A 13,843-nucleotide genomic window follows, 5' to 3' on the forward strand; every position below is an offset into this window, starting at 1 on the left:
ACAGGGAGATTCGCTATGCATAAAAAATTTCAAGTGCTCACGCTCGTGTGCGCAATCACCGCGGGCCTGATGGGATCAGCCAGTGTTGTTGCAGAGCCGGTGTATAAAGTGGGAGCCACGGCAACTGGCATTCCCTTCACCTTTCTCAACGTCAAGACGGGTGTCACTGAGGGCATGATGATCGATGCCATCCAGGCCATCGGTAAAGCGGGCGGGTTCGAGACCGATATACAACAAAGCGTATTTGCCGCGCTGATCCCTTCGCTAACGTCCAACAAGATCGACCTGATTTCCGCTGCCATGCTCAAAACGCCTGTGCGTGAGAAAGTGGTGCAGTTCTCTGACCCAATCTACAGCTACGGTGAAGGTCTGATCCTGCGTGAAGACGACAACACCGTCTACAAAAGCATGGATGACCTGGCGGGTGAAGTGGTCGGCGCGCAGGTGGGTTCGGTGTTTATTGAAGCGCTGAACAAGCATGGCGGCTTCAAGGAAGTACGCAGTTATGACTCGGTTGCCGACATGATGAGTGACCTGAGACTGGGTCGTATCAAGGCCGCTTTCGGTGATCACCCTATCGTTGCCTACCAAATGGCAACCAATCCTCGCGCTACCAAGGGCCTGAAGCTGTCGAGCACGTATGTGCCGGTCGTCGTGGGTGATGTCTGTATCGTGTTGCGTAAAGACGATCCCGAGACCCTCGCTCAGGTGAACAAAGGTATTGCCGCAATCAAGGCCGATGGCTCGCTTGAACGCATCATCAAGCAGTGGAAGCTCAACTGATGGTTCCTCGGCCCGCCACTGATTGCGGGCCGTTTCATGTGTTGTTTTGCGGGTAGCTTATGTTTCTCCAGGACGCGTTGGACTTCCTCCCCATTTTGTTGAAAGGGGCGGTGGTCACTGTGCAAGTCACTGCGGGATCGTTCGTGCTGAGTTCACTGATCGGTCTTGTATTCGCGCTGATGATGGTTTCCAAAATACGGGCCGTTGCGTTGTTCGCCATTGGCGTGGTCAACGTGATCCGTGGTCTGCCCATCATCGTGCAGTTGTTTTACATCTACTTCGTTTTACCTGACTTCGGCATCCAGCTCAGTGCCATGCAGGCCGGTGTCATTGGTTTGGGTATCGCCTACTCGGCGTACCAGGCAGAAAACTTCCGGGCCGGCATTCAAGCCATTGATCACGGCCAGATCGAAGCGGCCGAGTCGATTGGTATGCGTGGGCTGATGATCATGCGCCGCGTGGTGTTGCCCCAGGCCTTTCGCATTGCCTTGCCGCCTTATGGCAACACCTTGGTGATGATGCTCAAAGACTCCTCATTGGTGTCGACCATCACCGTGGCGGAAATGACCCGCCAGGGCCAACTGATCGCCTCTTCGACCTTTGAAAACATGACCGTGTACACCTTGGTGGCGCTGCTTTACCTGTCGATGAGCCTGCCGTTGTCTTATGGCTTACGCCGTATAGAAGCGCGCTTTGCAACGCGGAGAGCCTCATGATCGAACTCAAGGGTGTGCACAAGAGTTTTAGCGGTGTGCCGGTGCTTGAAGGCGTTGACCTGTGCGTTGATCAAGGTGAAGTGGTGTGTTTGATCGGTCCTTCGGGATCGGGTAAGTCGACCTTGCTGCGCTGTATCAATGGCCTTGAGAGTTACAGTCAGGGCGACATTCTGGTCAGCGGTCAACGGGTCGACCGTCACGATAAAAGCATTCATTTGTTGCGCACGCGCGTGGCGATGGTCTTCCAGCGCTTCAATCTGTTTCCGCACCGTACGGCGCTGGAAAACGTGATGGAGGGGCCGATTTACGTCTTGAAAAAATCACCGCAAGAGGCGCGTGAGCAGGCGCAAGCCCTGATGGAGAAAGTTGGTCTTGCGCATCGGATGAATGCTTACCCGGATGCACTGTCCGGCGGGCAGCAACAGCGTGTGGCGATTGCCCGGGCGTTGGCAATGAACCCGCAAGCGATTTTATTCGATGAGCCGACCTCGGCCCTCGATCCAGAATTGGTGGGTGAGGTGCTGGCTGTCATGCGGCGCCTGGCCGATGAAGGCATGACCATGATTGTCGTGACCCATGAAATGGGCTTTGCCCGTGACGTCGCCGATAAAGTGTGCTTTTTGCACAGCGGACAGATCGTGGAGTCAGGCCCTGCGCAAACCGTTCTCAGTGCCCCGCAACATCCGCGCACTCAGGATTTCCTGCGGCGCTTGCTCAATCAGACGGGTGAGGTGCAACCATGAAGTCCTCTGCTAGCGGGCAATTGCCGCCCTCACTTTGGTCCTCCACAGCCCGCCCTGGCGCATCAACGCCACCCTTGTGTGAAAACAAACACGTCGATGTCGCGATTGTCGGTGCCGGTTATACCGGTCTGGTTACGGCACTGCGGTTGGCCGAAGCGGGCGTGAGCGTCTGTGTGCTTGATGCCGGTGAGCCGGGTTGGGGAGCATCGGGGCGCAACGGCGGCCAAGTGATTCCCGGGCTCAAATACGACCCTGAGGAGCTGATTCAACGCTTCGGTGAAGAGCGCGGTGAACGAATTATCGAGACCTGCGGGGGGGCTGCTGATGAAGTGTTTTCATTGATCCGCGAATACAGCATTGCCTGTGAAGCCAGTCGCAAAGGCTGGATTCAACCCGCTGTGTCTGCGGTGTCGATGAAAGCCCTGGAACATCGGGCCAAACAGTGGCAGCAGCGTGGCGTTGCCGCCCAAATACTGGATCACGCCGAGGTCAGTCAGCGGCTGGGCACGCAAAATTATTTGGGCGGCTGGGTCGACCCGCGCGCGGGCAGCTTGCACCCGTTGAACTATGTGCGGGGGTTGGCCAAGTCTGCATTGGGTCGCGGCGTCACGATTCACAGCCAGAGCCGGGTGACTGATTTGCGTCGAATCGGTGCGCAGTGGCAGTTGACCACCGCTCAAGGCAGTACCGTGAACGCCGAGCGTGTGGTGCTGGCCACCAACGGTTATACCGATGGTTTATGGCCGGGGTTGCGTCAGACCGTGCTGGCGGCCAACAGTTTTATCATCGCCACCCGTCCGCTGCCGCTTGAGCTGCGCAAAACCATCTTGCCCGGTGGAGAGGTGTGCTCGGATGCGCGGCGTTTGTTGTTGTATTTCAAGATGGACGCGCAAGGCCGTTTATTGCTCGGCGGTCGTGGACCGTTCGCCGAGCCGACTCGCGCCGGTGACTGGGGGCATTTGGAGCGCTCGTTGGTTATGCTGTTCCCGCAATTGGCCGGGGTGCCTATCGAGTACCGCTGGAGCGGGCGTATTGCTCTGAACCAGAGCGTGTTGCCACAGTTGCATGAGCCACAACCGGGGTTGTCAATTTTGCTGGGTTACAACGGGCGCGGGATCGCCATGTCGACCATGCTCGGCAAGCACCTCGCCGCGCGTGTAGCGGGGGCTGAAAGCGACTTCCCGTTCCCGGTCACGCCGATCCGCACCATTCCGTTTCACAGCTTGCAGCGTTTGTACGTGGCAGCAGGAATCACCTACTACCGGATGCTCGACGCCTTGAATTGATGATCACGCCTCTGCAAGCCCGCGTGTACACCGGGGCTTGCAGGTGCGGGCTGATCAATCGTCGGTCTTGATGGTGGCCACGTCATCGGCTTTGACTTTGATGTGCTTGCCGGCGATGTCGACGAATTCGTAAAAGCCATCCTTGGTTTTGGTTTTCGGCATGTCTTTAGTCAGGTATTGCGTACCGTTTTGCAGCGTGACCACGCTCGGTGAGGCACAACCGGCCAGAGTTAGCATTGCCACTATGACCATGGGTAAGCCGATAACGTTGATCTTCATGCAAGCTCCTTGAACATCCGAAAGTAAAGGGTTAAGCGCGCCGGGCATCGTGCAACAGCCAGCGCTGGAAAATAACTGCTGCCTCTGACAACGTTTTATGCCGAGAGTGCACCAAATAGTCAGCATTGCCGCTGATATATTCGTACGCCGCGACCCGCCGCAGTTCGCCGGTATCGATTTTGTCCCGCACCATGAAATCCCACCCCAGGCCAACCCCCATTCCTTGCACGATGGCTTGGTACGCCAAGGTGATTTGGTTGAAGGTTGGCCGCTGGGGCGCAGGTGTGTGTTCAATTGCGAAGTGGCGAAACCAGTCGCGCCAATCTATGCAATTCCAGCCTGATGAGTCCAACTCAATCAGGGGCAGGGCCTGCAAGTCTGACGGTTGCTTGATCTCGGGCAAGTGGACGGCGGGGCTGACCACCGGGTACACGCATTCGGCAAACAACGGTTGGGCATTCAATGATGACCAATTGCCATTGCCGTACAGAATCGAGAAATCGTAATCCGCTGTGCTGGATTCGTCCAGACCATTGTTGGCGTGGATGTTGACGGTGATGCCAGGGTGCGCCGTGTTAAATGCCAACAGCCGTGGAAACAACCAAAACTGTGCCACCGCGTGGGTGCACAACACGGTCACCGCATTGGGTGCATGTTGCACTTTAATGCGATTAACGCTGTGTTGCAGGCGTTCGAGCAGGGTGCTGACCTCGCCGAACAGGCTGGCCCCGGCGCGGGTCAAACTGACCCCTCGGGGCTGGCGTTCGAACAGCGCCAACTTGAGATGATCCTCAAGGGCACGCATTTGTTTGCTCACCGCGCTTTGGGTCAGGCACAGCTCGCTGGCGGCTCGGGTAAAGCTGCCATTGCGCCCGACGGCTTCAAAGGTGATGAGCGTGTCCAGCGGCGGTAAGTGTTTGAGGTATCGGCTCAAGCAAGCTCCTGAGTGACGTAGCCGCTGCCACCGGCAGCGTTCGATGCCGAAGCGATGGTAAGGGGTTCTACAGTTGTGGATGGCGTCGTTGTAACGCATTCCGCTAGGGAATGCCAGCATGCCGAATGATCCTTTGTGCATGACGGCGTGCCTGCTTAATCTCCCAACATATTGAACGGTATGAGAGAGCGACATGAAACGCGGGATAGTCTATGCGGGCATGGCAGGTGCTGTGTGGGGGCTGGTGTTTCTGGTGCCAAAAATACTTCCTGAGTTCAGTCCGCTTTTGCTCAGTTGCGGGCGCTTTATCGTGTATGGCGCAGTCTCGCTCCTGCTCATCCTGCCTGATGTCCGCCGTTTGATCACGCAACTGAGCGGGCGGGATGTGCTGACGCTGCTCAAGCTAGCCCTGTTAGGGAATCTGATTTATTACATGCTGCTGTCAGCTTCGATTCAGGGCGTGGGTATCGCAGTGGCCTCATTGATTGTCGGGGTGTTGCCCTTGAGCATTACCTGGATGGGGCGCACCGATACCGGGGCAGTGCCGCTTGCGCGGTTGATCTGGCCTTTGCTGTTGGTTGTGGGCGGCATGTTGTGCATCAACCTTGAGGCATTGTTTGGTGCCGGTGTGCAGCAGCCTTTGGCGGACAACGTGTTGGGGATTGCGTGCGGTATCGGCGCGTTGGTCTGCTGGACCTGGTTCGCCACCGAGAATGCACGTTTTCTGAAGTGCAGTGCGTTCAGTAGTGGTGAATGGTCGAGCTTGTGGGGCGTTGTGACCGGCGTGCTGGGCGCCGTGATCTGGGGCATGGCGAACGCGCTGTCGCTGGACGCCGCACACATCGAGGTCAGCGATCAGCGCTGGCAGATGTTCTGGCTGATCAACCTGGCGAGCGCGGTGCTGGGCTCCTGGTTTGGCAACAGGATGTGGAACGCCTCTACAAGGCGTCTTCCATTGACGTTAAGCGGGCAACTGATTGTGTTTGAAACGGTGTTTGCGCTGTTGTATGGCTTTGTCTACCTGCAACGCTGGCCTACGTTACTTGAGGCGCTGGCGGTGACGCTGCTGCTGGGAGGCGTCAGTTGGGCCGTGCGCTGCCATGCGCCGACCCGCGCGGCTCTGGCGTAATCAGGTGGGGCAGGCTTTGGCACCGTTATTCAGGCCTTGATGGTCAACACGGCTCACCAACGTGGCGTTGCCGTTATGCCAGGTCAGGGTCAGCACATATAAAGAGTCAAAGTCGTTGTTTGCCCAGTCTTCAGTCAGCGACATTTTTTTACCCGTTGCCTTGGCTGCAACCGTGTTGATCAATTCGGGCAGGTAGCCATGGGACCAGGCCGTGTAGATGGTTGCGTTGTGGTACTTGTCATCGGTCAGTTCATCGGCCAGTTGACGGGTGTCATTGGCTGAAAAGGCCAGGTTGATCGGCAAGCCCAATTTAATCGCGCTGGGGTTGATGGTCATCATCGGGCGCACGTAGCTGTAGGCATCATCGTCGATGCCTTCTTCAACCTGGCGTGAAGGGTTGGCTGCAAACACATAATCCGCTTTGCCATATTTTTGCGGCAGTACCGTGGCCAGATCGATGGCGCGGTTCAGGCCCTGACAGGTGAGTTGACCAAGCCCGTCGGCCGGTTTTTCGGCGTGGCGCATGAATACCAGGGTTTGCACGCCATCGGCAGGTTGCGCAAAAGCGTCCTCAACATGGGAGGACAGGCTGACGGCGCCTGCGATCAGTAACAGCGGGATCGCGGCCAGTGCGAGGCGAGGTTTCTTCCAGGTGAGTGGGATCATGGGGGGCTTCTGTGTGAATCCGGGCGAGTGCGCTCCTTGCCGTACAAACACCGAAGTGCCCGTCATCCCTGAACAAAGTGTTTATTAGACGCCTGTTTTGAGATTGGTTCGTTTGCCCTTTAGTCGCACACGTAACTGAATGCGTCCATTGGTTTGATCTGTGCACTGGTCAGACTGTACTCAATTGGCCATCATTCAAGTGTATTCACCTTCATGAGGTTCTCCCGATGCTGCCTGTTGCGCGTAGACGTCCGATCAATCCGCTGCATGTGCGCGTGCGTGCCTGGCGCGGGCGGGTAGGGTTGGGGCTGGTCGGGAGCCTGTCGGTGCTGGCGGGCATGACTGATGCCATCGGATTCTTGGCCACTGGCGATTTTGTCTCGTTCATGAGTGGTAACACCACGCGGCTGGCGGTGGCCATCAGTCAGGGCGATCTCAGTTTGATCGTGCGACTGGCCTTTGCGGTACTGGCCTTTATCGTGGGCAATACGTTGGGTATTTTACTGGGACGCTGGGGCAGACGCCGTGCCTTGCCTTTGATGCTGGGCATCGCCGGATTGCTCTGTGGTGCCGCGTTATTGCCCTTTGAGTCGCAAGTACCTGCCTTATTGGCTGCGATATTGGCGATGGGCATGCTTAATGCGGCGGTGGAGCAAGTCAACGGGCTGCCGGTCGGGCTGACCTACGTGACGGGCGCGTTGTCGCGTTTCGGCCGTGGCCTGGGGCGTTGGCTGCTGGGTGAGCGGCGCAGCGGTTGGCGCGTGCAGTTGGTGCCCTGGAGCGGCATGTTGATGGGGGCGGTGATCGGCGCAGTGCTCGAAGCGCATTTCGGGGTCAAAGCCTTGCTGTTCAGTGCAGGTTTTGCCGCGTTGCTCGGCGTTGTCTCGCTGAAAATCCCACGGCGCTGGCAGCGCGATTACATGCCGCGGTAAGGGGTTATCTGTCTTCATCGCTGATGGCGACGCGCATTTCTTGACGCAGAACTTGAGTGGTAATCGTCTGAGCTTAGATCTGTAGCGTGCGCCCGCAAGTAAATGCTTAAGCCTTGTACGGTCGACGATTAACAAGAGTAAATATCCCGCGGAAATAATCTGAGGAATAAACAAGTTGATCAGTCAATTCCTACAAAGGATTTGAGCGCAGTTTGTTAAAGTTCAAAACCCTTAAAGGGGGGGCAGTAAATTCATGCGTGAGGTGTGTCTATCGGTCAGTGGATAGATCAGAGTGAGATCAATATGAATTATGTGTTGGGCTTGTTGGTGGTGTTGTTCTCTCATGCAGTTATTGCGGGGCAGTGTCGAGTTAATGGCGGGCCGTGGTTACATGTTGATAAAAGTAGTATTTCTATAAATGTTCCCATCAAGGCAACACCTGGAGCGGATTCGATCCGGCTGGATGGTTACCACCTTGAATGCCGATATACCCCAGACGGTAATTCGTCCGGGAATGCCACGGACTATTGGCACACCGTCGATAATGCCCTTGTGCCGGGTCATAAGTTTGTGGCGTACAAACCGGGCCTAAGCATTAATGGCAACCGCTACTCTGTGCCCGTCAAACGCGGTATTCACATCGTTTCCCTGAAAAACAATGGCGTGGGTATCGACCTTAAAACGTTTATGTATTTGTCTACTCAAGGGGGGCCAGGCAATCCCATTAGCATCCATAAAGGTGACCTTTTGGGAACCGTGTATTTAAAACAGACCAATAATACCGGTGCACCGTTGCCACCTACATTTAGGGTTTATCTGTATGCCGCGAACAGTTTGATCATCGAACCTTCCACCTGCACAATTAATGCGAACAAAGCGATTGATGTAAATTTCGATAATGTTGATCCGGCGCTCTTGGGGGAAAGCGCAAGCAGTAGCCCTGTGGTTAAAGGGCTGAGATTGAATTACTCGTGCCCGGATTCGGGCGTGAGCATGCCTGTTACCATCACGTTAAAAGGAGCAGGGGCAGTATTCAATTCTGGGCTGCTTGCCATGAGTCATATGCAACTGGGCACGGGGTTATTGCGGGGAGGGGTTTTAATAGGGCCGGGCAGTTCTTTTTTGACTCGCATTACCAATAGTGCAGGCAGCGATGATGTGACATTTGTTTTGGTACGACAGCCGCGCAGCTTCCCGGCGCCGGGGCCATTTACGGGCAGTGGTACTTTGGTGATGGGGGTGCCTTGACGGGCAGAAGATACGTTGGCTCGCCTACGCTTTCATGGATCGGCAGGTTTTTATCAACAACACCAACGCTGGATGTTGGCGAGTTGCTTCTGGATCACCGCCCAAGACTGCAAGGCAAGGGCGGTGAACATATCAAAGAAACGGTTTGCAGCAGAACGCACAAGCAATATTAGCTGTAGCGGTCCACTTTCACGATGTCAGCGTTTGTCTGTGCCTTTTCCCAGTTAAGGGTCAGGGTTTGCAAAACTTCTGTTATGAACGTTTTATCAGCGGCTGCTTTTTTACCCACATAACCTTGACCGCGACGGTACATTTTCAGGTGGGTTCGCAGTGCCGGACGATGCTCTTCAAATGGGGTGTTTTCATGGCAGGCGGTAACAGGTTCAATACGCACTTCACCGGTATCGCTCACCCACAAGATGTGGTCGCTCAGGGTGTCTTTTTGGGCAGCGAACAGTCGAGCCAGCTCATTAATAGTCGGTTGATTATTCAGGTTCATAGCTAACTCCTTGACCACTCGTTGATCTGTCTAATTGATTCGCGCAACTGCGTTTGCAGCGCTACGCAGTGTCCATCTAAAGCAGATCCAGCCTTGAGTACGTCCCATGTAGTAGTTGACGCTGTCTACTACATAAGCGTTTTTAACGATGAAGCTTAGCGTGAACCCCTATGCCTGGGATGCTTACTGCATCAGCCACAAGCCTATTGAGGACGTTTCGCTAGCCTCTGTCGCCTAAAACGCGGACGATCAAGCCAGGTCAGCTTCATCAATTCTGCCTTGTGGGCAGTACCTGTCCCGGAACAGCCCGACGGTTCGTCGAGCGTGCTTACAACGACTTTTTCCAACGCTTCCGGTGGGGAAGACGTCTGCATCATGCAAGGGCGAAAAGCTGTCGTCAATAAATATGTAGTGATTATTTTGAGGCACTACATGCGTGACTTATGAGTCTCTTTTGAGCATGCCGGTCATCCCTCTGGAACCGTTCTTGCTGCGGGTGTGATCGTGCTTTGTATGGCCCGCGGCAAGGTCTAATGCCTGCGGGCTGGCCCGCTCTGCTAGTATCCGGCGCTTTGATATCTATTAAAGGTGCCCTATGAGCGAGCCGATTCGCCTGACGCAGTACAGCCACGGAGCGGGATGTGGCTGTAAAATTTCGCCTCAGGTGCTTGAAGTCATCCTCGCCGGCAGCGGCGCGCAACACCTTGATCCGAATTTGTGGGTCGGTAATGCGTCGCGTGACGATGCGGCGGTGTATGCCCTGGATGACGAACGCGGTGTGGTCTCGACCACCGATTTCTTTATGCCTATCGTCGATGATCCCTATGATTTCGGCCGAATTGCGGCCACCAACGCCATTAGCGACATTTACGCGATGGGGGGCGATCCGCTGATGGCCATTGCCATTTTGGGTTGGCCGGTGAATGTGCTGGCGCCCGAAGTGGCCCGCGAAGTGATACGCGGCGGTCGTGCCGTGTGTGATGAGGCGGGCATCCCGCTGGCCGGTGGGCACTCGATTGACACCCCCGAACCGATTTTTGGTCTGGCAGTGACGGGTGTCGTCAATAAGCGCCAAATGAAGCGCAATGACACGGCAACCGCCGGATGCTTGTTGTACCTGACCAAACCCTTGGGCATCGGCATCCTCACCACCGCCGAAAAGAAAGGCAAATTACGCCCCGAGGATGTTGGCGTAGCGCGTGACTGGATGTGCACGCTGAACAAAGTCGGCAGTCAGTTTGCCAAACTGGAGGGCGTCACCGCGATGACGGATGTCACCGGTTTTGGCCTGCTTGGGCACTTGGTGGAGATGGCCGATGGCAGTGGCCTGAGCGCGAAAATTGAATACGCCAAGGTGCCGCGCCTTGACTCGGTGGAGTACTACCTGGAACAAGGTTGTGTGCCGGGTGGCACGTTGCGCAATTTTGATAGCTACGCGAGCAAGATTTCGCCGGTGCAAGAGCTGCACAAGCGCGTGCTGTGCGACCCGCAAACCAGTGGCGGCCTGTTGGTAGCTGTCAGCGCGGACGGCAACGAAGCCTTCCTGCAAATGGCACGTGACAATGGTTTGAACCTTCAGCCTATCGGCCAGTTGGTTGAGCGACAGACGTACGCGGTTGAGGTTTCATGATGGCTCATGACATAACCGACTTGCGCGATCTGTTCATCAACGATCGGCCGATGATGGACACCCGCGCGCCGATTGAATTTCACAAGGGTGCATTCCCCGGCGTGGTCAATTTGCCGCTCATGACTGACCATGAACGCGAACGCGTGGGTACGTGTTACAAGCAACAAGGCCAGCAAGCGGCGGTGGTACTGGGGCATCAACTGGTTTCGGGTGCGACCAAGGCCGAGCGATTGCAGGCGTGGGCAGATTTTGCGCGGGCCAACCCTGAAGGGTGCCTGTATTGTTTTCGCGGTGGCATGCGTTCGCAAATCGTCCAACAGTGGCTCAAGGACGAGGCCGGGATCAATTACCCGCGCATCACCGGCGGCTATAAAGCGCTGCGTACCTTCTTGATTCAAACCCTCGACGATGCCGTTGCACAGTGCGATCTGCTGGTGTTGGGCGGCATGACTGGCACGGGTAAAACCGATGTGCTGGTGCAACTGGACAATGCGTTGGACCTTGAAGGGCATGCCAACCATCGTGGCTCCAGTTTTGGCAAGCGCGCAACCGGACAACCGTCCAACATTGATTTCGAAAACCGCTTGGCCATTGACGTGCTGAAAAAACGAGACAAAGGACTCGAACGCTTCGTGCTCGAAGACGAAAGCCGAACGGTGGGCAGTTGTGCCTTGCCGCTGGCGCTGTACCAAACCATGCAGACCGCGCCCATGGTGTGGCTGGAAGACAGCGTTCACAGTCGGGTTGAGCGCATCCTGCGCGATTACGTGATTGAGTTGTGTGCCGAATTTACCGCCAAAAATGGCGATCACGGCTTCACATTGTTTTCTCAGCGGTTGCTGGAAAGCCTGGCAAACATTCAAAAACGCCTGGGTGGCGAGCGTTATCAGCGCTTGCACGATGTGATGAACAGTGCGCTGCAAGAGCAGGCGCGTTGCGGATCGGTAGATTTACATCGGGTGTGGATCGAAGGCTTGCTGCGTGAATATTACGATCCGATGTACGCCTTTCAGCGTGAGAAAAAGGCCGGACGCATCGTATTTGCCGGGGATCAAACCGCCGTGCTTGAGTACTTGCGTCAACAAAAAACCAGTTAATACCCCCACGTCTCAGACATATTGCAGTGGTCGGCTTCACGGCCACTTCACCCCGCAGCGCAGCCTGGTGCCCGGGCGGCGCCCATCAGGATTGCGTCAGTCTATTGGCCAAACCAGTCAATCAGCTTGAGCGGTTTGACCATTGTTGCAGAGCCTTGGCAGGGCGATTATCAGCAGGATTTTCGACGGTTCCCATTCCTATAAAAAGACCGAGGGATTGTGCTGATGCGCGACTATCTGACCGCGATGAGTGACTTTGACTATCAACATACGGTAAGCCACGCCCTGGATGGCGATTTGACGGCACTCAATGCCTGTGTCGAATGCTGTGACCGGCACGCGCTACCGGGACGTATTGCGCTGTTCTGGGAGGGACGTAACGCCAGCAGCGCGGCTTACACCTTCACCCAGCTTCAGGATCACGCGGCCCGCTTTGCCAATTTCCTGCTGGCCCAAGGGGTTAAGCGAGGCGACAAAGTCGCCGGTTTACTGCCGCGTAACGTTGAGTTGCTGGTGGTCGTGCTTGCGGCGTGGCGTATTGGCGCGATCTATCAACCACTGTTCACCGCATTTGGACCCAAGGCCATCGAGCATCGGCTTAACAGCTCTGGCGCGGCGCTGGTGGTCACCGATGCAGCCAATCGCGCCAAGCTCAATGACGTCAACCAATGCCCGACGATTGTGACGGTGTCTGGCGCCAAGGGGCAGGGGCTGGTGCGCGGCGATTTCAGTTTTTGGGCCGAGCTGGAGAACCATTCTGCACAGTGTGAGCCGGTGATGTTGAGCGGCGAAGACCCCTTTCTGCTGATGTTCACCTCCGGAACAACCGGCCCGGCCAAACCCTTGTTGGTACCGCTCAAAGCCATTGTGGCGTTTCAGAGTTACACCCGCGACGCCGTAGACCTTCGTCCTGAAGATGCGTTCTGGAACCTGGCCGATCCGGGTTGGGCGTATGGCATTTACTTTGGCATCACCGGGCCATTGTCGCTGGGGCATCCGATCACGCTGTATGACGGGCCGTTCACGGTCGAAAGCACCTGTCGCGTGATCAAGAAATACGGCATCACCAACCTCACGGGTTCACCCACCGCCTATCGCATGCTGATTGCTGCGGGCAAAACGTTCGCCGAGCCGATCAAGGGCCAACTGCGGGCGGTGAGCAGTGCAGGCGAGCCGCTGAACCCGGAGGTCATCCGCTGGTTCGCCGAGCACCTGGACGTCACCATTCATGACCATTACGGTCAAACCGAAGTCGGCATGGTGTTGTGTAATCACCACGGCCTGGATCACCCGGTGCACATGGGCGCGGCTGGCTTTGCCTCACCGGGGCACCGAATTGTGGTGCTGGACGACAACCATCAGGAACTGCCCGTGGGTCAGCCGGGAATTTTGGCGGTCGATCGCAGCCAGTCACCCATGTGCTGGTTTGGCGGCTATCACGGGTTCACCACCAAAGCCTTTGTCGGCGACTATTACTTGAGCGGTGACACAGTTGAGCTGAACCCCGATGGCAGTATCAGTTTCGTCGGGCGCAGTGATGATGTGATTACCACCTCGGGTTATCGCGTGGGGCCATTCGACGTGGAAAGTGCCCTGATCGAACACCCGGCCGTGGTTGAAGCCGCCGTAGTCGGCAAGCCCGATCCCGAGCGCACTGAACTGGTCAAAGCCTTTGTGGTGCTCAGTCCGCACTTTCTGGGCGATGCGCAGTTGGCTGAGACCCTGCGCCTGCATGTGCGACAACGCCTTGCTGCGCATGCCTACCCCCGTGAAATCGAATTTGTCAGCGAGTTGCCAAAAACCCCCAGCGGCAAGTTGCAGCGCTTTATTTTGCGCAATCAGGAAATCGCCAAAGCCGACCTGGCCGCCAACGCCAACGTCAGCGCTTAACCTCAGGAATC

At 56.3% G+C, this 13,843-nt stretch carries 14 protein-coding genes; 10 read left to right on the forward strand and 4 right to left on the reverse strand.

Features of this window, described 5'->3' with window-relative positions:
* Window positions 1-15 precede the first annotated feature (15 nt).
* From TU86_RS16920 to TU86_RS16935, 4 genes are read left to right on the forward strand one after another with little or no spacing between them, the layout of a single operon-like run.
* Window positions 16-783: an ABC transporter substrate-binding protein gene (locus TU86_RS16920; RefSeq protein WP_048365467.1), complete on the forward strand. Its 768-nt coding sequence runs from the start codon at window positions 16-18 to the stop codon at window positions 781-783.
* Window positions 784-842: 59 nt separating this feature from the next.
* On the forward strand, window positions 843-1,499 hold the full coding sequence (locus TU86_RS16925) for an amino acid ABC transporter permease (RefSeq protein WP_048365468.1): 657 nt from the start codon (window positions 843-845) through the stop codon (window positions 1,497-1,499).
* A complete protein-coding gene (locus TU86_RS16930) occupies window positions 1,496-2,242 on the forward strand; it encodes an amino acid ABC transporter ATP-binding protein (protein WP_048365469.1) in 747 nt (248 codons plus the stop codon). The genes TU86_RS16925 and TU86_RS16930 overlap by 4 nt, the downstream gene beginning before the upstream one ends.
* Entirely contained in the window at window positions 2,239-3,528 is a 1,290-nt protein-coding gene (locus TU86_RS16935; protein WP_048365470.1) for an NAD(P)/FAD-dependent oxidoreductase, read from the forward strand. The genes TU86_RS16930 and TU86_RS16935 overlap by 4 nt, the downstream gene beginning before the upstream one ends.
* A 54-nt stretch (window positions 3,529-3,582) precedes the next feature.
* On the opposite strand, the gene TU86_RS16940 is transcribed toward TU86_RS16935, so the two are convergent.
* Together TU86_RS16940 and TU86_RS16945 are read right to left on the reverse strand one after the other, a co-directional pair.
* The gene (locus tag TU86_RS16940) at window positions 3,583-3,807 is read right to left on the reverse strand and encodes a YgdI/YgdR family lipoprotein (RefSeq protein WP_048365471.1); all 225 of its coding nucleotides are present in this window, start codon (window positions 3,805-3,807) and stop codon (window positions 3,583-3,585) included.
* A 31-nt stretch (window positions 3,808-3,838) separates the two neighbouring features.
* On the reverse strand, window positions 3,839-4,741 hold the full coding sequence (locus TU86_RS16945; protein ID WP_048365472.1) for a LysR substrate-binding domain-containing protein: 903 nt from the start codon (window positions 4,739-4,741) through the stop codon (window positions 3,839-3,841).
* 193 nt (window positions 4,742-4,934) lie between these two features.
* Between TU86_RS16945 and TU86_RS16950 the strand changes: the two genes are divergently transcribed.
* Window positions 4,935-5,870 carry a DMT family transporter gene (locus TU86_RS16950; protein ID WP_048365473.1) on the forward strand — a complete coding sequence of 312 codons (936 nt, stop codon included), beginning with the start codon at window positions 4,935-4,937 and terminating at the stop codon, window positions 5,868-5,870.
* On the opposite strand, the gene TU86_RS16955 is transcribed toward TU86_RS16950, so the two are convergent.
* Entirely contained in the window at window positions 5,871-6,536 is a 666-nt protein-coding gene (locus TU86_RS16955; RefSeq protein ID WP_048365474.1) for a histidine phosphatase family protein, read from the reverse strand. It abuts the gene before it with no gap.
* 227 nt (window positions 6,537-6,763) lie between these two features.
* Between TU86_RS16955 and TU86_RS16960 the strand changes: the two genes are divergently transcribed.
* Complete coding sequence (locus tag TU86_RS16960; RefSeq protein WP_048365475.1) at window positions 6,764-7,468, forward strand: YoaK family protein; 705 nt, start codon at window positions 6,764-6,766, stop codon at window positions 7,466-7,468.
* A gap of 303 nt (window positions 7,469-7,771) precedes the next feature.
* Window positions 7,772-8,716: a fimbrial protein gene (locus TU86_RS16965; protein ID WP_048365551.1), complete on the forward strand. Its 945-nt coding sequence runs from the start codon at window positions 7,772-7,774 to the stop codon at window positions 8,714-8,716.
* Window positions 8,717-8,885: 169 nt separating this feature from the next.
* Here TU86_RS16965 and TU86_RS16970 read toward each other — a convergent pair whose 3' ends face one another.
* Entirely contained in the window at window positions 8,886-9,215 is a 330-nt protein-coding gene (locus tag TU86_RS16970) for a hypothetical protein (RefSeq protein ID WP_048365476.1), read from the reverse strand.
* 595 nt (window positions 9,216-9,810) lie between these two features.
* On the opposite strand from TU86_RS16970, the gene selD reads away from it, so the two are divergent.
* The 3 genes from selD to TU86_RS16985 all read left to right on the forward strand — a co-directional run bounded on the left by selD (window position 9,811) and on the right by TU86_RS16985 (window position 13,832).
* Window positions 9,811-10,845 carry a selenide, water dikinase SelD gene (gene selD, locus TU86_RS16975; protein ID WP_048365477.1) on the forward strand — a complete coding sequence of 345 codons (1,035 nt, stop codon included), beginning with the start codon at window positions 9,811-9,813 and terminating at the stop codon, window positions 10,843-10,845.
* Window positions 10,845-11,942: a tRNA 2-selenouridine(34) synthase MnmH gene (mnmH, locus tag TU86_RS16980; protein ID WP_048365552.1), complete on the forward strand. Its 1,098-nt coding sequence runs from the start codon at window positions 10,845-10,847 to the stop codon at window positions 11,940-11,942. The genes selD and mnmH overlap by 1 nt, the downstream gene beginning before the upstream one ends.
* A gap of 225 nt (window positions 11,943-12,167) precedes the next feature.
* Window positions 12,168-13,832: an AMP-binding protein gene (locus TU86_RS16985; RefSeq protein WP_048365478.1), complete on the forward strand. Its 1,665-nt coding sequence runs from the start codon at window positions 12,168-12,170 to the stop codon at window positions 13,830-13,832.
* The last annotated feature ends 11 nt before the right edge of the window (window positions 13,833-13,843 follow it).

Source organism: Pseudomonas weihenstephanensis (assembly GCF_001043055.1).
Lineage (GTDB): Bacteria > Pseudomonadota > Gammaproteobacteria > Pseudomonadales > Pseudomonadaceae > Aquipseudomonas > Aquipseudomonas weihenstephanensis.

Excerpts from the sequence above, each read along its gene's own strand:
- TU86_RS16920 (WP_048365467.1), top strand. The coding sequence starts at position 16 with ATGCATAAAAAATTTCAAGTGCTCACGCTCGTGTGCGCAATCACCGCG.
- TU86_RS16925 (WP_048365468.1), top strand. The coding sequence starts at position 843 with ATGTTTCTCCAGGACGCGTTGGACTTCCTCCCCATTTTGTTGAAAGGG.
- TU86_RS16930 (WP_048365469.1), top strand. The coding sequence starts at position 1,496 with ATGATCGAACTCAAGGGTGTGCACAAGAGTTTTAGCGGTGTGCCGGTG.
- TU86_RS16935 (WP_048365470.1), top strand. The coding sequence starts at position 2,239 with ATGAAGTCCTCTGCTAGCGGGCAATTGCCGCCCTCACTTTGGTCCTCC.
- TU86_RS16940 (WP_048365471.1), bottom strand. The coding sequence starts at position 3,807 with ATGAAGATCAACGTTATCGGCTTACCCATGGTCATAGTGGCAATGCTA.
- TU86_RS16950 (WP_048365473.1), top strand. The coding sequence starts at position 4,935 with ATGAAACGCGGGATAGTCTATGCGGGCATGGCAGGTGCTGTGTGGGGG.
- TU86_RS16955 (WP_048365474.1), bottom strand. The coding sequence starts at position 6,536 with ATGATCCCACTCACCTGGAAGAAACCTCGCCTCGCACTGGCCGCGATC.
- TU86_RS16960 (WP_048365475.1), top strand. The coding sequence starts at position 6,764 with ATGCTGCCTGTTGCGCGTAGACGTCCGATCAATCCGCTGCATGTGCGC.
- TU86_RS16965 (WP_048365551.1), top strand. The coding sequence starts at position 7,772 with ATGAATTATGTGTTGGGCTTGTTGGTGGTGTTGTTCTCTCATGCAGTT.
- TU86_RS16970 (WP_048365476.1), bottom strand. The coding sequence starts at position 9,215 with ATGAACCTGAATAATCAACCGACTATTAATGAGCTGGCTCGACTGTTC.
- selD (WP_048365477.1), top strand. The coding sequence starts at position 9,811 with ATGAGCGAGCCGATTCGCCTGACGCAGTACAGCCACGGAGCGGGATGT.
- mnmH (WP_048365552.1), top strand. The coding sequence starts at position 10,845 with ATGGCTCATGACATAACCGACTTGCGCGATCTGTTCATCAACGATCGG.
- TU86_RS16985 (WP_048365478.1), top strand. The coding sequence starts at position 12,168 with ATGCGCGACTATCTGACCGCGATGAGTGACTTTGACTATCAACATACG.